This is a genomic window from Lachnoanaerobaculum orale (genome assembly GCF_003862485.1).
In the GTDB taxonomy this organism is placed as follows: domain Bacteria; phylum Bacillota; class Clostridia; order Lachnospirales; family Lachnospiraceae; genus Lachnoanaerobaculum; species Lachnoanaerobaculum orale.
This window is the reverse complement of the sequence record NZ_RRCM01000001.1, coordinates 149,539-171,341: the sequence shown is the minus strand read 5'-3', so window position 1 is coordinate 171,341 and position 21,803 is coordinate 149,539. Positions and strand designations below refer to the sequence as shown.

Annotated in this window: 23 protein-coding genes and 1 tRNA gene; 1 reads left to right on the top strand and 23 read right to left on the bottom strand. The window is 39.9% G+C overall.

From position 1 onward, the window contains the following. Positions 1 to 12: 12 nt before the first annotated feature. The 9 genes from EHW90_RS00895 to trkA form a co-directional block, all read right to left on the bottom strand. Entirely contained in the window at positions 13 to 924 is a 912-nt protein-coding gene (locus EHW90_RS00895; protein ID WP_124950489.1) for an NAD(P)/FAD-dependent oxidoreductase, read from the bottom strand. Between the two features lie 56 nt (positions 925 to 980). Further along, the gene (gene trxA, locus EHW90_RS00890; protein ID WP_008752536.1) at positions 981 to 1,289 is read right to left on the bottom strand and encodes a thioredoxin; all 309 of its coding nucleotides are present in this window, start codon (positions 1,287 to 1,289) and stop codon (positions 981 to 983) included. A gap of 77 nt (positions 1,290 to 1,366) precedes the next feature. Further along, positions 1,367 to 2,764, bottom strand: coding sequence for an alanine/glycine:cation symporter family protein (locus EHW90_RS00885; RefSeq protein ID WP_124950487.1), 1,398 nt, complete (start codon positions 2,762 to 2,764; stop codon positions 1,367 to 1,369). Further along, positions 2,761 to 3,528, bottom strand: coding sequence for a tRNA threonylcarbamoyladenosine dehydratase (locus EHW90_RS00880; RefSeq protein WP_124950485.1), 768 nt, complete (start codon positions 3,526 to 3,528; stop codon positions 2,761 to 2,763). The genes EHW90_RS00885 and EHW90_RS00880 overlap by 4 nt, the downstream gene beginning before the upstream one ends. 381 nt (positions 3,529 to 3,909) lie before the next feature. After that, a complete protein-coding gene (locus EHW90_RS00875) occupies positions 3,910 to 4,806 on the bottom strand; it encodes a MetQ/NlpA family ABC transporter substrate-binding protein (protein WP_124950483.1) in 897 nt (298 codons plus the stop codon). A gap of 59 nt (positions 4,807 to 4,865) precedes the next feature. Beyond that, the gene (locus tag EHW90_RS00870; RefSeq protein WP_124950481.1) at positions 4,866 to 5,546 is read right to left on the bottom strand and encodes a methionine ABC transporter permease; all 681 of its coding nucleotides are present in this window, start codon (positions 5,544 to 5,546) and stop codon (positions 4,866 to 4,868) included. Beyond that, positions 5,503 to 6,573 (bottom strand): methionine ABC transporter ATP-binding protein, encoded by a 1,071-nt coding sequence (locus EHW90_RS00865; protein WP_124950479.1) that lies wholly within the window; start codon positions 6,571 to 6,573, stop codon positions 5,503 to 5,505. Before EHW90_RS00865 ends, EHW90_RS00870 begins: the two co-directional genes overlap by 44 nt. An 83-nt stretch (positions 6,574 to 6,656) precedes the next feature. Then, a complete protein-coding gene (locus EHW90_RS00860; RefSeq protein WP_124950477.1) occupies positions 6,657 to 8,105 on the bottom strand; it encodes a TrkH family potassium uptake protein in 1,449 nt (482 codons plus the stop codon). Beyond that, on the bottom strand, positions 8,105 to 9,463 hold the full coding sequence (gene trkA, locus EHW90_RS00855; RefSeq protein WP_040458318.1) for a Trk system potassium transporter TrkA: 1,359 nt from the start codon (positions 9,461 to 9,463) through the stop codon (positions 8,105 to 8,107). Before trkA ends, EHW90_RS00860 begins: the two co-directional genes overlap by 1 nt. Positions 9,464 to 9,617: 154 nt before the next feature. Between trkA and EHW90_RS00850 the strand changes: the two genes are divergently transcribed. Continuing rightward, positions 9,618 to 9,854: a hypothetical protein gene (locus EHW90_RS00850; protein ID WP_009446958.1), complete on the top strand. Its 237-nt coding sequence runs from the start codon at positions 9,618 to 9,620 to the stop codon at positions 9,852 to 9,854. A 24-nt stretch (positions 9,855 to 9,878) separates the two neighbouring features. On the opposite strand, the gene EHW90_RS00845 is transcribed toward EHW90_RS00850, so the two are convergent. From EHW90_RS00845 to EHW90_RS00780, 14 genes are all read right to left on the bottom strand, one after another. Then, positions 9,879 to 10,868 (bottom strand): SH3 domain-containing protein, encoded by a 990-nt coding sequence (locus EHW90_RS00845; protein WP_124950475.1) that lies wholly within the window; start codon positions 10,866 to 10,868, stop codon positions 9,879 to 9,881. Between the two features lie 48 nt (positions 10,869 to 10,916). Next, on the bottom strand, positions 10,917 to 11,738 hold the full coding sequence (locus EHW90_RS00840) for a CvfB family protein (protein WP_124950473.1): 822 nt from the start codon (positions 11,736 to 11,738) through the stop codon (positions 10,917 to 10,919). A 9-nt stretch (positions 11,739 to 11,747) separates the two neighbouring features. Further along, the gene (locus EHW90_RS00835) at positions 11,748 to 12,458 is read right to left on the bottom strand and encodes an acyl-[acyl-carrier-protein] thioesterase (protein WP_124950471.1); all 711 of its coding nucleotides are present in this window, start codon (positions 12,456 to 12,458) and stop codon (positions 11,748 to 11,750) included. A gap of 7 nt (positions 12,459 to 12,465) precedes the next feature. Continuing rightward, positions 12,466 to 13,113, bottom strand: coding sequence for a gamma-glutamyl-gamma-aminobutyrate hydrolase family protein (locus EHW90_RS00830; RefSeq protein ID WP_124950469.1), 648 nt, complete (start codon positions 13,111 to 13,113; stop codon positions 12,466 to 12,468). 67 nt (positions 13,114 to 13,180) lie between these two features. Further along, positions 13,181 to 13,252 (bottom strand) — tRNA-Gln (locus EHW90_RS00825). A gap of 118 nt (positions 13,253 to 13,370) precedes the next feature. After that, positions 13,371 to 14,063: a hypothetical protein gene (locus EHW90_RS00820; RefSeq protein WP_060932015.1), complete on the bottom strand. Its 693-nt coding sequence runs from the start codon at positions 14,061 to 14,063 to the stop codon at positions 13,371 to 13,373. Further along, positions 14,060 to 15,862 carry a glycosidase gene (locus EHW90_RS00815; RefSeq protein ID WP_124950467.1) on the bottom strand — a complete coding sequence of 601 codons (1,803 nt, stop codon included), beginning with the start codon at positions 15,860 to 15,862 and terminating at the stop codon, positions 14,060 to 14,062. Before EHW90_RS00815 ends, EHW90_RS00820 begins: the two co-directional genes overlap by 4 nt. Before the next feature lie 24 nt (positions 15,863 to 15,886). Then, positions 15,887 to 16,645, bottom strand: a complete 759-nt coding sequence (locus EHW90_RS00810) for an exodeoxyribonuclease III (RefSeq protein WP_334295143.1) — start codon at positions 16,643 to 16,645, stop codon at positions 15,887 to 15,889. Position 16,646: 1 nt separating this feature from the next. Then, positions 16,647 to 18,284: an ABC-F family ATP-binding cassette domain-containing protein gene (locus EHW90_RS00805; protein WP_124950463.1), complete on the bottom strand. Its 1,638-nt coding sequence runs from the start codon at positions 18,282 to 18,284 to the stop codon at positions 16,647 to 16,649. Positions 18,285 to 18,286: 2 nt separating this feature from the next. After that, positions 18,287 to 19,567 (bottom strand): PLP-dependent aminotransferase family protein, encoded by a 1,281-nt coding sequence (locus EHW90_RS00800; RefSeq protein WP_060932019.1) that lies wholly within the window; start codon positions 19,565 to 19,567, stop codon positions 18,287 to 18,289. 16 nt (positions 19,568 to 19,583) lie between these two features. Beyond that, positions 19,584 to 19,889: a hypothetical protein gene (locus tag EHW90_RS00795; RefSeq protein WP_009755598.1), complete on the bottom strand. Its 306-nt coding sequence runs from the start codon at positions 19,887 to 19,889 to the stop codon at positions 19,584 to 19,586. An 83-nt stretch (positions 19,890 to 19,972) separates the two neighbouring features. Next, positions 19,973 to 20,824, bottom strand: a complete 852-nt coding sequence (gene pgeF / locus EHW90_RS00790; RefSeq protein WP_207667025.1) for a peptidoglycan editing factor PgeF — start codon at positions 20,822 to 20,824, stop codon at positions 19,973 to 19,975. Further along, a complete protein-coding gene (locus tag EHW90_RS00785; protein ID WP_124950459.1) occupies positions 20,821 to 21,162 on the bottom strand; it encodes a YraN family protein in 342 nt (113 codons plus the stop codon). Before EHW90_RS00785 ends, pgeF begins: the two co-directional genes overlap by 4 nt. Next, the gene (locus EHW90_RS00780; protein WP_124950457.1) at positions 21,155 to 21,799 is read right to left on the bottom strand and encodes a ribonuclease HII; all 645 of its coding nucleotides are present in this window, start codon (positions 21,797 to 21,799) and stop codon (positions 21,155 to 21,157) included. The genes EHW90_RS00785 and EHW90_RS00780 overlap by 8 nt, the downstream gene beginning before the upstream one ends. Positions 21,800 to 21,803 lie beyond the last annotated feature (4 nt).

The following is a 21,803-nucleotide window of genomic DNA, read 5'->3' as shown; positions in this document are numbered from 1 at the left end:
TCCTATTTATAATTAAAATGCCTCACAGTACTTTGCCGCCGCAATCCCCGCTACAGCACCGTCTCCTGCCGCCGTTACCAGCTGACGCACTTCCTTGGTTCTGCCGTCTCCTGCTGCAAATATACCTTCAGTCATTGTCTTACAATCTTCTCCGGCCACTATATAGCCTGCCTTATCAAGTTCTGCAACCTGTGCAAAAGCGGTATTGTCAGGTACCTGACCTATTGCCACAAACAGACCGTCTACAGCAATCTCTCTTCTTTCATGTGTATTCTTATCTTCCACTACCACTCCGCTTACTGCAAAAGACTCTTCCTTGATCTCTACAATATTTGAATTGAGAACAAACTCTACATTGTCCTTTTTCTTTAATGCCGCTACTACAGCTTCCTCGGCTCGAAACTCGTCTCTGCGGTGTATTACATATACTTTGCTTGCCACATTTGCAAGGAATGTCGCGTCTTCTATAGCGGTATTACCGCCTCCGTTTACAGCGACCACCTTGCCTCTGTAAAACATTCCGTCACAGGTGGCACAGTAAGAAACACCTGAACCTACAAGCTTTTTCTCATTAGGAAGTCCCAGCGGTCTGTTCTTTGCTCCTGTTGCAAGTATTACCGCCTTGGCATCATACTCTCCCTTATCGGTTTTTACCTTTTTTATATTTCCTTCAAGGCCTATTCCTGTTACCTTTTCGTATTTTACTTCGGCGCCCAAATCCTTTGCCTGATTGAAAAGATCTGTAGCAAACTCAAATCCGGAAGTCTTCTTGATAGCAGGATAATTTTCTATCTCGGGAGTATTGATTATCTGTCCTCCGTAAGAAGCACCTTCAAGTACAAGTACCGACTTGCCGGCTCTTACTCCGTATATTGCGGCGGAGAGCCCTGCCGTACCGGCACCGACCACTACTATATCATACATAATATCACTTCTTTCTATATATCGAATCTCTTAATCATCAACCCGACAATCTTTGATTATCCCAATAAAGCCTTTACTTCATCCTTTGATATAAGACCTACAGACTTATTTACCAACTCACCGTTCTTAAATACAAGAAGTGTAGGTATTGACATGATGTGGAATCTGTTTACAAGCTCCTGATTCTCATCTGCATTTACCTTTCCTACAGAGAAACCTACCGCTTCCTCAGCCACCTCATCAACTATAGGTGAGAGCATCTTACAAGGTCCGCACCAAGGTGCCCAAACATCTACCAATACAGGTTCCTTTGCATTCAAAACTTCAGCTTCAAAATTTGCACTTGTTATTGTCTTTACTGCCATAACTTTTCCCCTCCGATTTTTCCTTAAATAGTTTATGATTATATTTTACACAATCTTATTTTATTGTCAAGCACTTTTTACTTTTCTTTACCTTCGCCCTCAAAGTACTCATTCTTAAGCTTTATCGCCACATTTGCAAGTAAGAACAGTGCTATAAGGTTCGGGATTGCCATAAGTCCGTTGAAAGTATCGGATATATCCCAAAGTAATCCGAGGTCCATGGTCGCTCCCACTATCGCCATCAGTGAATATACCACCATAAAAGGCTTTATTACCTTTTCACTTAATAAAAACTCTATACATCTGGCGCCGTAAAGCCCCCATCCTATGATGGTCGAGAAGGCAAACGAGCACATGGCCACAGCTGTAAATACCGATACGCCATGTCCGTAGGCCTTTATAAAACCGCTTATAGTAAGTTCGGCACCTGCCGTAGAACCGAAAGGAATATTCACACCTGAGCAAAGTATTACAAGCGCTGTAAGTGTACATATAACAATGGTATCCGCAAATACTTCAAATACTCCGAAAAATCCCTGCTTTACAGGCTTACCTGTATCTGCCGAAGCGTGTGCTATAGGACCGGTACCAAGTCCGGCCTCATTTGAGAATATACCTCTTGATACTCCCTTTTTCATACTTAAAAAGAAGCTTCCTATTACTCCTCCGGTAACAGCTCTCGGATTGAACGCTCCGTATATGATGCTTCCAAATACCTCAGGCACTCTGTTTATATTTAAAAATACAACTCCCAGTGCAAGCACCACATATAAAAGCGCCATAAAAGGAACCAGCTTTTCAGTAACCGTACCTATTCTTTTGATACCTCCAAGTAATACGAGTCCCACCAGTATTGTCACAATTATTCCGATAATTAAGTTTATCATTCCGCTTCCGCCCGATTTTACTATTCCGTATCCTTCAAGTGCCACATTGATAGCCGCGGTTATGGTATTTACCTGCGTCGCATTTCCGGTTCCGAACACTGTAAGTACACCGAAGGTGGCAAAGGCATATGCTAAAAATATCCACTTTTTCGGCAGTCCGTTACTTATGTAATACATAGGTCCGCCTACCAATTCTCCGTTCTTGTTTTTCTTTCTGAAGTATACCGCAAGTGTAACCTCGGTAAACTTTGTACACATACCTAAGATTGCCGAAATCCACATCCAAAATACACTTCCCGGTCCGCCTATGGATATTGCACCTGCAACACCCGCTATATTTCCCGTACCCACTGTAGCCGCAAGTGCGGTAGTCGCCGCCTGAAAAGGTGAAAGCGCTCCGTCAGCCACATTTCTTTTTTTGAAAATTCTGCCGACTGTAGTCTTCATTATATATGCAAATTTTGTCAACTGCATAAATTTTAATCTGATGCTCAAATATATACCTACACCCATCAGTGCAATCATTGCAGGTACACCCCAAATGAACCCGTTTACAGCAGAGTTTATCCTTGAAATTGTTTCAATCATACTTCCCTCACAATATCCTTAGTCAAATCTTTTATCACTTCACCTGCTATTATAAGCCCTACCACAGACGGCACAAAGGCAACCGATCCCGGAATAGCTCTTCTGTCAGTACATTTTCTCTCCGCACCCGGAGGACATACACAGTGTGATCTGCAACTTATACTCTCATCCTCCATCGGAACTATAGGCTGTTCCTTGGAATAAACCACCTTGAGCTTTTTTATATTTCTTTTTTTCAGCTCTCTTCTCATTACCTTTGCAAGCGGACAGACACTTGTCTTATATATGTCGCTCACCATAAAGCCGGTAGGGTCCAGCTTATTGCCTGCACCCATACTGCTGATAACAGGTACATTACATTCGTTTGCCTGCATCACCAGATTTATCTTTGCGGTAACCGTATCCACAGCATCTATTACATAGTCATATTCATTAAAATCAAAATCCCCTGCATTCTCAGGCAGATAAAAACACTGATGTGTAGTCACCTTGCACCTCGGATTGATGCCAAGGATCCTGTCTTTTGCCACATCCACCTTATACTTTCCTATAGTCTTTACATCCGCTATTATCTGACGATTTATATTGGTCAGACACACTTTGTCATCATCTATCAGGTCTATGGCTCCCACTCCGGATCTTGCCAAAGCTTCCACACTGTAGCCGCCTACTCCACCTACTCCAAATACCGCCACTCTTGATTTTTTTAACCTTTCCATGGCATCCACACCCAGCAAAAGCTGAGTTCTTGCAAATTGATCCATATATAATCCTCTCATTATTTTACACTATCAAGCAAGTTTATATTTTTACACTTAAGTTGTCAACAATATAAAAAGCCGACATCGCTGTCGGCTTGTATTTTTGGGAGGAGAGCCGATATGTATCGGCTCGAGTATTATGAAAAAAATCTTTTATTTATAGACTAGCTATCTCTTGTCTATGTAAAAGATTATAGGAAATAAAAGTGGCTAAAGTTTGTTTTTTATGTAAAAGGTTTTTGAATTAGTTATGAACAATATATGAACCGTAGCGGGTGCTTATCCACAACTATCCCTTTCTTAGCCACAAAAAAGGCTGTCACATAATCTAAATTTTACTTTTAAATATGTGACAGCCTACAATTATCTATATTTATTTAAAAATTATTTCCAAGCAGGTATATAAGCACCCTTATATGTGTCCTCTATAACCTTCTTTACATCATCACTTTGGAATGCCTTTACAATCTTTTTGTAAGTCTCGTTGTCCTTGTCCTCGCTTCTTGCAACAATGACATTTACATACGGGTTGTCTACTCCGTCCTCTACCTTCTCAAGATAGATAGAATCTGTCTTAGGATTAAGACCGTTGTCTACTGCGTGACCTCCGTTGATTACAGCTGCAGCCACATCAGGTAAAAGACTTGGTGTATTGGCAGCCTCAACCTCTGTGAACTTGATGTTCTTAGGGTTTTCCGTAATATCGCTTAGTGTAGGTGTATATCCGGCATCAGGATTTACTTTGATAACTCCTGCGCTCTCAAGTACCTTCAAAGCTCTGCCGCCGTTTGTAGCGTCGTTAGGGATTGCTATTGTATCGCCTTCCTTAAGCTCTGAAAGATCTTTAATCTTCTTTGAATATACTCCTAAAGGTGCGATGATTGTATCGCCGATAGCCTCAATCTTATAGCCGTTGTCCTTAACATCATTTGCAAGATATGCCTTGTGCTGGAATGCGTTTAAGTCAATTTCCTTGTCATTTAACGCTCTGTTAGGCAATGAATAGTCTGCAAACTTTACAAGCTCCACTGTGATACCCTCTTTTGCCATAGCCTCTATTACAGGGTTCCACTGCTCATTGTTCTCACCTACAACACCTATCTTTACTGTTGTACTACCTTCAGTCTTTGCAGCGTCGGCCTTTGACTCCGCGCCCTTGCTCTCGCTTGCACTGCTCTCACCTGCAGCACTTGTTGTATCCGCCTTCTGACTTGAACCGCATGCTGTAAGTCCCAAAGCCAATATTGCGCCGATTGCTAAAAATTTACTTAATTTTCTCATAATATAATAACCTCCATGAATTTTTCTATATAACAAGGGTATTTTCACCCTGTGATACCTTAATGTGTTGTTTTCTTTATCGCCTTGTTTCCAAGACCCTGTATCAAGCTTACCATTATAAGTATGATAATTACTGTAGCATATGTTACATCAGTTTGATTTCTCTGATGTCCGTATCTTATCGCAAAGTCTCCCAGACCTCCGCCGCCTATAGCACCCGCCATAGCGGTAAGTCCGAGCAGTGAAATAAATGTAATCTGTACACCTCTTATAATACCCGGCAAACTCTCTCTTAAATATACTCTGAATATAATCTCTATAGGTGATGAACCCATGCTCTGTGCCGCCTCAATAAGTCCCTTGTCCACCTCGTATAAAGCACTTTCTATCTGTCTTGTAAAGAAAGGTACCGTACCGAATACAAGCGGAAGTATGGCACCCTTTGTTCCTATTGCGGTTCCTACCACCATTCTTGTAAAAGGTATCAGTGCCGCAAGCAAGATTACAAAGGGTATTGACCTGAACACATTTATCAGCTTATCCATAATATTGTAGATAAATGCGTTTTTTAATATACCTCTCGGAGAGGTAACCACCACTATAACACCGAAGATAAGACCGAAGATAAGTGAAATCGCACCTGAGAGTACCATCATATTTATGGTCTGCACTGTCGCATCTATTATCTCATTGGGCTTAGCCGATACATTTGGTAAGAGAATGTACAATATTTCTTTCATCCTTTATCACCTCCACTCCTACTTCCTTATCCTGCAGATATTTGATTGCCGCATCTATATCCGACTTTTCGCCGCTTACTATCGCAACTGTTCCGCCTATAGGTGCATCTTTTACTATCTCCACATCCGCATAGATAATATTCAAATTTATATTAAACTTTCTTGACACTTCAGAAATCAGTGCCTCAGAAGTATTTGCTTTTTTATAACTCAGTCTAAGTATGACCTCTCCCGGCTTTAACTTGGCCACATCCGAACCTGAAGCTATCAGTCCCTCTATCTTTTGAAGGTTTGAAGTTGTCTTTATAAAGTCCTTTGTAATCTGATGCTTAGGATTTGCAAAGATTGAGAATACATCTCCCTCTTCCACAACATTTCCGTCTTCCATTACAGCCACTCTGTCACAGATCTGCTTTACAACCGCCATCTCATGTGTGATAACTACCACTGTAAGTCCCAGCTTTTTGTTGAGACTTTGCAAAAGATCCAAAATGGATGCCGTAGTCTGCGGATCAAGTGCCGATGTCGCCTCGTCACATAAAAGTACTTTCGGGTCGTTTGCAAGCGCTCTTGCTATAGCCACTCTTTGCTTTTGACCTCCTGATAACTGACTCGGGTATGCGTTCTCCTTATCGGCTATGTCTACCAAAGACAGAAGTTCTCTAACCTTTTTTCTCTTTGCTTCCTTTGAAAGCCCGCTTCCGAAAAGCGAATACTCCACATTGCCTGCCACCGTTCTGGACGGCATCAGATTGAAGTGCTGAAAGATCATTCCGATTTTTTTCCTTGCACTTCTTAAATCTCTAGCTTTAAGGGCTGTCAAATCCTTTCCGTCAACAAATACTTTACCTGCATCAGGCCTTTCCAAAAGATTTATACATCTGACAAGTGTGGATTTTCCTGCTCCGGAAAATCCTATAATGCCGAATATCTCCCCTTTATCAATCACTAAAGATACATCTTTGACTGCATGTACGGATATATTGCCTTCACTGAAAGTCTTTGTAATATTTTTCAGTTCAATCATTGTATCTTTATTTCCTCTTTCCTATTATGTTAGTAGGTATTATAAAGCACCTGCAAAAAAATTGCAAGTGCTTTATTTTTACATTATTTACTTTTTCCTATTTTCCATATGCCGGGGCAAAACAAAAGGAGCATAGGATATAACTCAAGTCTTCCTGCAAGCATATCAAAGGTCAAAACCAGTTTTGAAAAATATGAGTATATATTGAAGTTTGCCATAGGACCCACCTTGGCAAGTCCCGGTCCGATATTGTTGAATGTCGCCGCTATTGCTGTAAAATTGGTCTCAAAGTCGAAATTATTAAGTGACAGTAAAAACATTGAAATAGTATAAATCATCACATATGTAATTAAGAATACTCTTATACTGTTAAGTACCGGCTTTTCAAGTACCTTACCGTCCATCTTGATAGTCTTTACACCCCTCGGATGAATGTAGTATCCGATTTCCTGAAATGCCGATTTTACCATAACTACAATTCTTGAAACCTTGAGACCGCCACCTGTACTTCCGGCACAGGCACCGCACATCATCAGAAATATCAGTATATTTCTTGAAAGTTGCGGCCATCTGTCAAAGTCTGTGGTTGAATATCCTGTGGTTGTGATAATGGATCCGACCTGAAATGCGGCGTGATTTAACGCTATCAATATATTGTCAAAATATCCTCTGATATTCACTGTAATAATCGCAATTGCAGCAAGTATAATTCCGAAGTACCACCTTACCTCTTCTATCTTAAACGCTTCTTTCTTGTGCTTGCCCAAAAGTACAAAGTAAGCATTGAAGTTTACACCGAAGAGTATCATAAATATAGTGACCACCACCTGTATGGCATAGGAGTAGCTGCCTATACTGTCGGCCTTTATTCCGAATCCTCCTGTACCTGCGGTACCGAATGTGATACAGAGTGCATCAAATACAGGCATCTTTATAATTACCAATATAACAAACTCTATAACGGTCATTACAAGATAAATAAGATAAAGAATCTTTGCGGTATCTCTGAGCCTCGGTACAAGCTTTCCTACTACGGGACCCGGGCTCTCCGCCTTCATAAGGTGCATATTGTAGCCGCCTGCCATCGGAAGTATTGCAAGCAATAATACTATAACACCCATACCGCCTACCCAGTGTGTAAAGCTTCTCCAGATAAGTGAAGTATGGCTTAAGCTCTCCACATCCTCGAGTATACTTGCTCCTGTTGTGGTAAATCCCGACACCGTCTCAAAAAGTGCATCAATCATGTTGGGAATCTCACCTGTTACTACAAAAGGGATTGCTCCCACCACACTGAGTACTATCCAAGAAAGCGCAACCATTACAAAGCCTTCTCTTGCAAAGAATACATGCTCAAACTTCTTTTTGCTTGAAATCAAATATCCTATAACAGCCGCCACAACACCTACTGTCAGGTAGGCAAGGCCCTCATGCTCACCGTATATAATTGATGTTACAGCCGGTATCAAAAAACAGGTGGCCTCCAACATCATTACCTTTCCTACTATATATAATATAATTGAATAATTCATTACTTTAATATATCCTCTAAATTCTGCATACCTGTAATCTTTGTTATTACGATAACCGAATCGTTCTTTTGGAAAACGGACTTACCGTTCGGTATCATTACCTTACCGTTTCTGATAATACCTGCAACAAGCACTCCTTCTCTTATAGGCATTGCCTCAAGAGTTTTATCCGTCATACTTGAATCTTCTTTAATATAAAACTCAAGTGCCTCAGCCTCACCGTGTATTATCTTATACAGTGCCTCCACATTATTGCTTCCTACACTGTTTTGTAAGCCTCTGACATATCTTACGATGTACTCCGCAGTGATATGCTTAGGATAAATCATACTTCCAAGGTCGAACTTCTCTATAATATCATCAAATGAGATACGATTTATCTTGGTAACTATCTTTGCATTTGAAACGCTCTTTGCATACAGTGAGAGGAACGCATTTTCCTCATCTATACCTGTAAGTGAAACAAATGAAGAACAGTTCTCAATACCTTCTTCAAGCAGTACATCCTTATCTGCCGCATCTCCGTGTATGATTACCGCATTCGGCAACATTGCGGAAAGTTCTTCACATCTTTCGTGTGATTTTTCTATTATCTTTACCTTTATGCCCAGAGGTATAAGCTGGTTTGCCAGATAATAAGCAATGGTTCCGCCGCCCACTATCATAGTATCCTTTACTTCATTGCTGCCGCAACCGACCTTTTTAAAGAAATCTCTTGCATTCTCTGTAGATGCGACAACGCTGATAATATCTCCGCTCTTAAGTACGAAGCTTCCGTTCGGTATGATAACATCTTCTCCTCTTTCAACCGCACATATAAGTATATCTGACTTTATATTCTTACCTACATCGATAAGACTTTTGCCTGCCAATATATTGTCATCTTCTATCTTATACTCCAAAAGCTCCACTCTGCCTCTTCCGAATGTATCTATCTCTATTGCAGACGGAAATCTTAAAAGTCTTGCCATCTCTGTAGATGCGGCATACTCAGGATTTATAGTCATTGCAAGACCCAGTTCTTTTTTCATAAATCCGATATCCTGACTGTATTCAGGATTTCTGACTCTTGCTATTGTGTGTTCCGCACCTGCCTTCTTTCCTACCATACAGCAGAGCAAATTCAGCTCGTCGGACTCTGTAACCGCAATCAAAAGGTCAGCCTCTTCCACTCCTGCTTCCGCCAAAATAGAATGTGTTGCACCGTTTCCCGTCACACCCATTATATCAAGTCTGGTAGCCAGAGCCTGTACGACCGATTCATCCGTATCAACTATTGTTATATCATGTCCTTCTGCGCTAAGTTGTTCGGCAATAGTCGAACCGACCTTGCCGCAACCTACAATTATTATCTGCATTTCTATCTCCATTACTGAAATACTTTGCCCATAAACGGCATTTGCTTATTGTAGCACAACCGCATTATATTTTCCACATTTGCATTGTCTTCTTTACTCCGGATACCTATTTTGCTATACTGTAAAAGATATTACTATTTACTTGGAGGTATGTATGAAGATACAGAATATCAAAGATGTTGAGGCATTTTTTAAGGTTGTAGATGAGTGCAAAGGCACTGTTGAGCTTGTTTCACCTGAAGGCGACAGAATAAACTTAAAGAGTAAGCTTACACAGTATCTTTCAATGGCAAATATCTTTTCAAACGGCTATATAAAGGAGCTTGACCTTGTAGCACATGATAAAGAGGATGTTGAAAGACTTATAAAGTTTATGTATCAGGGAGAATAAAAAAGAGGGGCTTAGGCCCCTTTTTTATAATGCATTTTCATTCTTATAATCTTCCACTATTCTATACTTCCTGCTTGGGCTTGTTGTGTCATACCTGTTTTGGTACACTCCGTCATCATCCACCCAATAGTAAGTTCCGTTTACGGCAGACTTTATATAGCAGTTTACAAACAGATATGAGTCCTTACCGAAGCAATATTCTTTACCGGCTATATTTTTCCACTGTGACTTGGCATATTTATAATCTTTTTCCACATACCACCATCTTTTGTTGTCATTGTAATCTTTTACCCATCCGCTTACAAAGTTTCCGCTTATATACCCGCCTTCTATATGAAACCAAGGGTTGTGCCTGCTTGCGATTCTACCCATAGCCTTTACAACGGCACCCTCTTCAAGATTTTTTACAACGTCTGCCGATGTATTCGGTGCGCTTCTTACCCTTATTCCGTCGCCTACTATGGTAAGCTTTGCACTTATAGGTATCTCATTATAACCGGTGCTGCTTTTACCTTCATAACTCGGTCTTGCAAATCCCACTATCTTATAGCCTCTGCCTGATAAGCTTCTGGTTCTGTTCATCACCATGCCGCCGTTTGCAATATTGCCGCTGCCGGTATTCCCCTCTATTGTTTCATAAGTTCCGTCACCGTTTACGGCTGTTACCAATCCGGCATGATTTACATTTCTGCCCCTTCCTGCCGCATCGGTTATAATAAGTACGATATCACCTCTTTTTCCTGTAGAAAACAACATCCCCTTATTCTTATAATGGGTAAGTACGGCTTCGGTCGATGCAGTCTTCATACCGTCACAAAATATACTCCCGGCGCCGCTCATTCTGAAAATATCCCACAAAAATACCACACACCACGGATACGTGGCACTGCCGTTATCAAAAACCTCTCTGCCGTAGTAGTCCGTATTAAACACTACATTATTGCTCTCAGGCGGATTCTCACTCACACCGATATATTCTCTTGCCTTGCTTATAACATTGTCAACTACAGCCATATATCTCCTTTCAAAAAAGACCGCAGAAAACCTGCAGTCTGTATTTCATCACTTTATTTTGATATCTCCGTCAACTATCTCTATCTTCCCCTCTTTTAAGAGATGACCGACAGCCCTCTTAAAGGCGTTCTTACTAAGTTCAAGCTCAGCCTTTATTCTGTCGGGAGAAACGCTCTCGTCAAACCCCAAGCTTCCGCCCCTTCTTTCCATTATGCCGTATAAAACATCCGCATCCTTTACAAGCTGTACATATGCTTTTTTTCTTGGACTTAGATCAAGCTTGCCGTCCTCTCTCACTCTGATTACTCTAAGGTCAAGTCTGTCTCCCGGCTTCACATTTTCAAAGTTCTCGTTTGGAGGAATCATGCCGTTATACTTATCGTCTACAGCGACAAAGATACCCATCTTTTTGATTTCAAATACTGTACCGACCACTTCATCGTCTTTTTTGTACGGGCTGTTTGTCGACAGACGAGAATAAACCTTTGCACTGGCTGCAAGTCTGTGACTCTTATCCTCATACAGATATACAAGTATCTCGTCTCCCTCTTTTACCTTACCTAATGTCTCCTTAAAAGGCAAAAGCACATCTCTTTCAAGTCCGATATCCAAAAATGCACCTATTCCTGTAGTCGACTTTACAAAAAGTCTGCCAACCTCGCCTACCAAAAGCTTAGGCTTCCTTGTGGTTGCAATAAGTCTGTCTTTGCTGTCACGGTATATAAATACCTCAATCTCACTTCCGACTTCACAGTCTTTAGGAACCTCTTTCATAGGAAGCAGCACATCTTCACCGTTTCCGTCTGTAAGATACACACCGAAATCCTTTTTTCTGTCCACCTTAAGACTCTGTATCTTTCCTAATTCCATAACTCCCCCTTAATAATCAAACTTAACAACAGCATATGTATCACCGTTTTTATCCGCCAAATTTATAATATAAGAATCTTTATCCTTTGTTATCCTCGGCAATATTATATCATGTAATACGGCTGCTTTCTTATATTGTACACCTATTTTTTTTACTTTAAAATCCTCGTCGATAAGGTTTCTTGCCTTACTGACATATATTGCATTGTTCATATGATGATTTGTATCCAGGTCGTTCTTAGTGACAATAATCTCATCACCAAGCTCATAATCACTTGGAATATCGAATTTTCTGACAATTTGTGTCATTTCCATGTGTTTATCATTCCCTGCCAGATACTTACCAAGCGCCTCATCCGTAGGTTTTGTAGGCCTTTTATTGTCCAAATCATAATGAAACCATATGGAATCCGCCTTAACCAAAAACTCACCGTTTTCATCCTTTAGAAAGAAATTTCTAAAGCCGTAGAAGCTCTTAAAAGCATATGCAAATGTGCCCACTTCCACTCTTTGTCCGAGAACCGGCAATCTGCTTATATCTATCTGCCATGAATTGACCCACCAGGCTTCTCTCTTGCCCTGCAGGTACTCTATTCCAAGTCCCAAATCTTCAGATTGAAATGTTGAACAGTCTTGGAACAAATTCAAAAGTCCAAGTAATGACAGCTCTCCGTCTTCCCCCAACTCACTGTATCTTATTCTTTCATTAAATGAATACATTATCTACCTAACCTTTTAAGAGGGATTTGAAATATTCAAATATGCCCTCACCTACAACCGTATCATCTCTTCTTTGCTCATATGACATTCTTTCAGGATGAAACTGCGTCGCCACTATCGGCAAATCCTTATGAAGCAGAGCTTCACAAACTCCGTCATTTGCTTCCAAAACGGATATAAGACCTTCACCGATTTTTTTTACTCCCTGATGATGTGCCGAATTTACAAAAAATTCCTTGCCGTACAGGTTTTCAAACAGATTGTCCTCTACAATACTTTTCACACTGTGTACGCTGTCAACTCCGTTTTTTCTTGAATGGGCATCTTTTGTCTTTAAGTCCTGATAAAGACTCCCTCCAAAGTACACATTGATAAGCTGCATACCTCTGCAAATACCGAATACAGGCTTTTTTTCCTTTACAAAAGCATCCAAAACATCCCACTGCGCCTTATCAAGCTCTCTGTCAGGCTCATCTGAGCCGTTCATCTCTTCGCCATAATATTTCGGATCTATATCTCCGCCGCCCGGTAAAAGTAATCCGTCACATTTTAGAGCCTCTTCTACATCAAGTGTATTTATAACTTCAATATCGTTTGCTTTTAATGCCGCAATATAATTTGTCAAACTCTCCGTCCCCGCCAGTGTCACCTTCATAAAAATTCCTCATTCATATATACTAAAAAACTCCCACAAACTTCTGTTTGAATGGGAGTTTTAAAAGCTGGGCTACTAGGATTCGAACCTAGAAATGCTGGAGTCAGAGTCCAGTGCCTTACCATTTGGCGATAACCCAAAACTGACTTTAATAGAATACTGCACTTATATACATTTGTCAATAGCAAAATGAACTTTTTTTTAAAAAATTTCAAATAAATAGAGCCTATTAAAAAGGCCCTATCTTATAAAAAATTTTATTCCCATCTTTCAAATAAATCTTCAAACTTCAGTGTATCATCTTTTTTAATAACTTTACTTCTTCCATCCCCGTAGTCATAGCTGAAGGTTGTCCACAAGTTTCTCTTTCCGAATCCTATTTTTACAAGTTTATCCAGAATGATACCGCCCTGTGGAAGCTCTTTTTTCAAAAAGTCGCAAAGTTCATCAAGAGTTTTTATATCGACAAAATCATTTATACCCTGCTTAAAGGTTATAGACTTATACTCATTGTCGTCTTTATCATAAATCCTTATATGCTTCATATTTTGATTGAAGTTATTTATTCTCTCGGCTGTTTCATTGCCCTCTATAAGAGAAAAACCTCCCTGCATATAGGCCTTTTCTATCTTATAATCCTTTAATGTATCATCTTTCTCGGTTTCTCTTTCGATGTTCACATTTTTACCGTCATACTTTACATCATAAATATCGCCTTTAAAATCCATATATTTTAAGCGTGAACAGGTAGCATTTGCAACCATGCATTTTACACTTGCCTCTTCCTGAAATCCCTTTTTAAGGCTTGGCTTTGAAAACTCTTTTTTATCCCCTTTAGACTTTGAGTATTCAGCCATATCATCGTCAGAACTTTTAGGCTTTGATATATTCATCATTAGAGAAACCGCTATTATCGCTACCGCAACTGCCGCTATAATAATTACATTCATACCTTCTTTCTTACATCCGCCTTTTTATCTTCTTTAGCAATAAGTACCATACAGCTTCTGCCTTCAACAGATATGGTTCTCTGATTTTTTACCTTAACAACTTCTTTCTTAAAAGGTAAATTTATATCAGCTGTATTTACAAGCACATTCCAAGTGCTTCCCCTCTTTATAGTAGGGAGTGAAAACTCGTGGCTGTCCCAATGCATATTTAAAATAATATATACATCCTGTTTTCCTTCTATAAGTACACCCATCTGCCTGTTGTAGTACTCAAAATCAGGTTTCCAAACCTGCATTCCGTGTATGGAGATCTTTTGCTTATCATCTGTCAGAATATACTTTCTTCTGAAATCAAGCATTTCTCTAAAAAATTCTAAGAAATCCTTGTTCTTATTTACAAGCTTCCAGTTAAAATAGCTTGTATCATTGTCCTGACAGTAGGTATTGTTATTGCCGCCCTTTGACTGTAAAACTTCATCGCCGCTGCAAACCCCTATGGCACCTCTTGAAATCATCAAAAGAAATATTGCATTCAGATACATTCTCTTTCTAAGATTCATTACCTGCAGTTTCTTTGTATCTCCCTCAAAACCGCAGTTCCATGAGAAATTCATATTCGAGCCGTCCGCATTGTCCTCACCGTTTTCTTCATTGTGCTTATAGTCATACCTGTATATATCTGCCAGAGAAAATCCGTTGACATCCGCAATAAAGTTTAAATAACCGTTTTTATTTCCTAGAACATTTGAGACGAAAGGAACCATGCCCTCATCACCCTTTAGGTACTTTCTCATATTGTTCATATATTCATAGTCCATGGAGATAATATTGGCGGACCTGATATCATATATCTTATTTGAAAAAATAAACTTGCAGTCAAGAAGATAAGGATCCTTTACAATCTCGTCACAGTAGTTGACTCCTGCAAGATGGAAACCGTCTATATGATATTCAAGCTTCCAAAATCTGAGGACATCTATAATATAGCTTATACTTTTTCTCTCAAAGAAAAATTCCTGTATAACTCCTATTCCGGCTTCATGCATAGACTTTACCATAGCTTTGTACTCATTTACAGGATTTCTGTATCTTCTTGTAGCATAGCTTGCCTTAGGCGCAAAATTAAGACTGTTTGTATATCCCCAATAATTGAGCGTTATCTTCTCTTTTTTCTCTTTCTTTTCTTTGTCAAACAGTGAGAAAAAACTTCCGGCGCTCCTTATAAACTCGTCAAACTCCGTAGCAGGCATTATATCTATAAAATCCGCTCCGATTTCTTTCAAATAATCAACCTTTTCAAGAATTCCTTTAAATGTACCTTTGTCAACTATCCTTGAAGTATTCGACTTTGTAAATCCCCTTGCGTGAAGTCTGTATATAAATGAGGAATCTAAAGACTTATCCTCTATAGCCTTCACATTTTCAAGGTCATTTCCCCAGTCAAAAGCGGCTATATATACAGGGCTTCTTCTCGGATTGTCTATCAGACTTACTTTTCCGAAGCTGTCTTTTCCTGAAAAGCTCTTGCCGTACTCATCCGCAAACAGCCCTTTCTCGTCTTCAAGCGCGTACTCCATGTTCTTTTTCAGGCGCATATCCACCTGCATAAACCAAACATCACCTATTCTTGATTCAGGCGGAAACTCTATTTTTTCCACCGCCTCTTCCACATTTCTCTCATAAAGGTTTATATAAAGTCTCTTACACTTTCTTATAACCTTTATGCAAAAAAAAGAGGGCGTGACGGTAATTCCTGTCGGATAATAAAAACTCTTATCTCTGTCAACTCTTACTGCCATAACGACCTCCTTTAAGTATACATATTATATTTCTATATCCAGTTCTACCGGACAATGGTCTGAGCCGAAGATTTCACTGTGAATCTTGGCTTCTTTTATTCTATCTTTTAATTTATCAGATACTATAAAATAGTCAATACGCCAACCGACATTTTTTGCTCTGGCGCCTCCCATATAGGACCACCATGAGTAAGCATCTGTCTTGTCAGGGTATAATACTCTGAAACTGTCTACAAAACCTGAGGACAAAATAACATCCATCTTTGCCCTCTCTTCATCTGTAAATCCGGCATTTTTTCTGTTTGTCTTCGGATTCTTAAGATCTATTTCTGTATGTGCCACATTCAAATCACCGCAGAATATTACAGGCTTATTCTTTTCAAGTTCCAAAATATACTTAAGGAAAGCGTCCTCCCAAGTCATTCTGTACTCAAGCCTTGTAAGCCCTCTTTGAGAGTTAGGAGTATAGCAGGTAATCATATAAAAGTCTTCATACTCCGCCGTAATCACTCTGCCCTCATTGTCATGCTCCTCTATTCCGATGCCGTAAGTTACATTAAGAGGCTTATCTTTGGTAAATACAGCCACTCCGGAATATCCCTTCTTGGCTGCATAATTCCAATAGTCATAGTATCCCGGAAGGTCAAGCTCAATTTGTCCTTCCGAGAGCTTTGACTCCTGTATGCAGAATATATCCGCATCAATATCTCTGAAAAAATCCAAAAAAACCTTTGTCACAGCCGCTCTGAGACCGTTGACATTCCATGAAATCATCTTTTTCATATCAGTCGTCACTCTCTTCATCTGCAGAAACTGTATATGTGAATCTCTTTCTTGCCATCTCATCGGAGTCAAGGTACTCATCATATGTGGTTATCTTATCTATAAGACTTCCGTTTATAATCTCCATGATTCTGTTGGCTGTAGTCTGAACTACCTGATGGTCTCTTGATGAGAATATAAGCACACCCTTGAACTTTTCAAGTCCTGTGTTGAGTGCCGTAATGGACTCCATATCAAGGTGGTCGGTAGGCTCGTCAAGAATAAGTACATTTGCTCCGCTTATCATAAGCTTTGAGAGCATACAGCGCACCTTCTCACCACCTGACAGTACATTTACCTTCTTTACACCGTCTTCACCTGCAAAGAGCATTCTGCCGAGGAAGCCTCTTACATATGTGGCATCCTTATTCTCAGAATATCCTGTCAGCCAGTCAACTATTGTTTCATCACCTGAAAAGTCCTTTGTATTGTCCTTAGGGAAGTAGCTCTGTGTGGTGGTAAGTCCCCACTTAAAGCTTCCACTGTCAGGCTCCATCTCTCCGGCAAGTATCTTAAACAGCACCGTCTTTGCCTTCTCGTTAGGTCCTACAAGTGCCACCTTGTCCTCTCTGTTGAGTACAAAGCTTATATTATCAAGGATTTTCTCACCGTCAATTGTCTTTGAAAGATTCTCAACGGTAAGTACCTCATTTCCTATCTCTCTGTTCGGTCTGAAGTCTATATAAGGATACTTTCTTGATGAAGGCTTGATATCGTCAAGCTCAATCTTTTCCAAAGCTCTCTTTCTTGAAGTAGCCTGCTTTGACTTTGAAGCATTTGCAGAGAATCTTTGAATGAACTCCTGCAACTCCTTGATTTTTTCTTCTTTCTTTCTGTTGGCTTCCTTCATCTGGCGAACCATAAGCTGACTTGACTCATACCAGAAATCATAGTTTCCGGCATAGAGCTGTATCTTACCATAGTCTATATCCGCAATCATTGTACATACTTTATTGAGGAAATATCTGTCATGAGATACCACTATGATTGTGTTCTCAAAGTTGATAAGGAACTCTTCAAGCCATGCAATAGCATCCAAGTCAAGGTGGTTTGTAGGCTCGTCAAGCAAAAGTATGTCCGGATTACCGAAGAGTGCCTTTGCAAGAAGTACCTTTACCTTAAGGTTTGAAGGCATATCACTCATCAATGTGTAGTGATGTTCGGTATCCACGCCAAGTCCGTTTAAAAGCGCTGCTGCATCCGACTCGGCCTCCCAGCCGTTCATATTGGCAAACTCGCCTTCAAGGTCTGCCGCCTTTATACCGTCTTCTTCGGTAAAATCAGGTTTTGCATATATTGCATCCTTTTCCTTCATTATCTCATACAGTCTTGCATTTCCCATGATTACAGTATCTAAAACCGTATATGCATCATACTTGAAATGATCCTGCTCTAAGAATGAAAGTCTCTCTCCCGGTGTTATAACCACATCACCGTTGGTAGGCTCTATCTGTCCTGAAAGTATCTTTAAGAATGTAGACTTTCCGGCACCGTTGGCACCTATAAGTCCGTAACAGTTGCCGGGTGTAAACTTTATATTAACATCTTCAAAAAGGGCTTTCTTTCCTAATCTAAGGGTTATTCCATTTGCACTTATCATTATTATTCTCCTAAGAGTTTATCAACTGCCGCCATCTTTGTACAAAGACACAGAAGCTTTGCGGCCATCTCCAAATCACCTACCGGCGGGAATGAAGGAGCGATACGAATATTCTTGTCATGAGGGTCGTTTCCGCCCGGGAATGTAGCTCCGGCACCTGTAAGTACAACTCCGGCTTTCTTACATTTTGATACTACTTCTTTTGCACATCCGTCCATTGTATCAAATGATATGAAGTATCCGCCCTTCGGCTTTGTCCAACTTGCTATTCCAAGTCCGCCAAGCTCGCTCTCAAGTGTATCAAGCACCATCTCAAACTTAGGTCTGAGTGAGTTTGCGTGCTTTTTCATATGCTCCACCATACCGTGAATATCTTTAAAATACCTTACATGTCTAAGCTGATTTACCTTGTCATGTCCGATTGTCTGCATCTTCAACTGCTTCTTTATATCCTCAAGATTGTTATGTGATGTGGCAAGTGCCGCAATACCTGAACCCGGGAATGTAACCTTTGATGTTGAAGCGAACTTATATACAAGATCCGGATTTCCCGCTCTCTTACACTCGGCTAAAATCTCTATAAGATGATCCTGGTCAAGGTCATAGAGATGGTGAATTGTGTATGCATTATCCCAGTAAATTCTGAAATCCTTAGCTGCAGGTTTTAATCTTGCAAATCTTCTTACAACTTCGTCTGAATATGAGTTTCCTGTAGGATTTGAATACTTAGGTACACACCAGATTCCCTTTATTGAATCGTCGTTTTGTACAAGTTCTTCTATCATATCCATATCGGGACCGCTCTCAAGCATCGGTATACATACATTCTCAAAACCGAAGTACTCCGTTATTGCAAAATGTCTGTCATATCCCGGTACAATACAAAGGAATTTTACTTTGTCAAGCTTACACCAAGGTGTTGAACCCATTACTCCATGTGTATATGATCTTGAGATACAGTCATACATTACATTAAGACTTGAGTTTCCGTAGATGATAAGGTTATCAGCCGGAACCTCCATCATATCTCCCATAAGTTCCTTCGCCTCAGGGATACCGTCAAGTACACCGTAGTTTCTGCAGTCCGAGCCGTTCTCACTCATAAGGTCCGCATCCGATGAAAGCACATCCATAAGTCCCATTGAGATATCAAGCTGCTCCTGTGAAGGCTTTCCTCTGCTCATGTCAAGTTTCAAATCTTTAGCCTGCATAGCCTTATATTCAGCCTTCAGGCTTTTCTTTAATTCCATCAATTCTTCTTTTGTCAAATCTGCGTATGGCATCTTTATAATCTCCTAACTACTTATTTTTGCTTATTTCCTCAAGCTTTTCCTTCAACTCTTCAAGCTTTTCCTGACTCTTTAAGATCTTTGATCTTTGGTCAAATACAAGCTCATCTTCTCTCAAAAGGTCATTGGCGGCCACATACTCACCGATAACCATTTTGTATGACTTTATAATATCTTCTTCTATCTTTATGTCTCTTTTCAGCTTTGTTATATCTGCCAATTCTTTACCCTTGTTCAAAGCCGACTGTGCTATCTTCTGTCCTTCTTCTTTTGCAATACTTCCATATATACTTAATTTCTTAAAAAAATCTTCCATATAGCCTCCTTTATTCAAATATACATAGTATAAATACTTAAATGAGTTTTAGCAAGTAAAAGCTTATATATCGGCAGATAAAATCATCTAAGTGCCATAAATGCCGCCATATTACCTCTCTTCTCACCCATCACTCTGTGTGAATACAAAAGTTCTTTATTGCAGGCTGTGCATATGTTGGAAGTAAATATATTCTCCTCAGGTATTCCTGCATCTTTTAATACTTTTTCATTAGCTTTCCAAAGTGAGAGCCTGAAGTGGTCATCTACGTCTTCCCTGAATATATTATCCATATCTTCTTTGTCAAAGTTTTTTGAAAACTCCTCATACACATCAGTGCTTACCTGATAACAGTCTTGACAAATCCCCGGACCTATACAGGCAATTATATCCTCAGCTCTGCTGAAAAAATGCCTGTTCATCTCTTTTACCATAACCGCACCCATTCTCTTACAGGTGCCTCTCCAGCCTGAATGTGCCAGTCCGATTACATTATTTACCCTGTCATAAAAATAAAGGGGAATACAGTCTGCAAAAAAAGCTCCTAATGTAATGCCCCTTTCATTTGTTATAAGTCCGTCAATATTTCTGTAGTCTCTCTCAAACAGCACTCCCTTGCCCTTATCGGCTGCACTCACCACTCTTACATTGGTGGAATGTTCCTGATAAGATAAGGTAAAGCTTTCAAGTTCAACACCCAGAGCCTGTGCCATTCTTTTGTAGTTTTCAAGTACGCCTTCCCTGTTATCAGGCTCTCTGCTGAAACTTAGGTTCATAGTCGCATACACACCTGTACTTACTCCGCCTATCTTTGTGGAAAAGCCCTGTACTATATTGTCATATTTTTCCAATGCGTCAAATGACAGATATTCCACACCGTTTTTTGCTCTTTTAAGTGTCAAAATATTCTTATCATTCTTTTTTAATATCTTCAATAAAACGCTCCTTTTACCCAGTCAATATTTGACCCCATAATACCTATGCAGTCAAATCTTATGTTCATATTAAAGTAATGATTTTCATTTAAGAAAAATCTTGCCATGTTTTTTATCTTTTGCCGCTTTTTAAAATCTACAGCTTCAAGCGGATAACCGAAGCTCTGATCCTTTCTGTATTTTACTTCTATAAAAAGCAGTGTATTATCTTCTCTTGCTATGATGTCTATTTCACCGAATCTGTTTTGATAATTTCTCTCCAATATTTTTACTCCGCGGCTTTTTAAAAACTCCACAGCCATATCCTCTCCGAGGCTTCCTATCCTACGCTTATTCACCGACAAAGTTTCCTATAAAAGATCTTCTGTGTATATCACAGGCACCGTACGCTTTCAGCGCTTCTATATGCTTGGCTGTACCGTATCCCTTATTGGAAGCAAATCCGTACTCAGGGTAGATTTTGTCATATTCAAGCATAAGCCTGTCTCTTGTTACCTTTGCAAGTATACTTGCAGCCGCAATATTGACACTCTTTGCATCTCCCTTTACTATACCCACCTGCTTTATATTTATATCGGGGATATGCACCGCGTCCACCAGCAAAATATCAGGTGTCTTATTAAGCTTTGATATCGCCTCTCTCATGGCTTCATATGTGGCCTGCAGTATGTTTATTTCATCTATAAGGGCATTTGAGGCAATACCTATACCGTAGGCAAGCGCCTCCTGTTTTATCTGATCAAACAGCACATCTCTTCTTTTTTCAGTTACCTTCTTTGAGTCGTTCAAAAACGGCAAGAATATATCTTTCGGCAATATAACCGCCGCAGCAACCACAGGTCCTGCAAGCGGTCCTCTGCCTGCCTCATCTATACCTGCAACCGCTCCCAAATCACTGTATTTATTTTCAAATTCTCTCATGCCCTCAAGTCTTTGTCTCTCAAGAGCAAGCTTTTCTTCACTTATTTTTCTCATATCC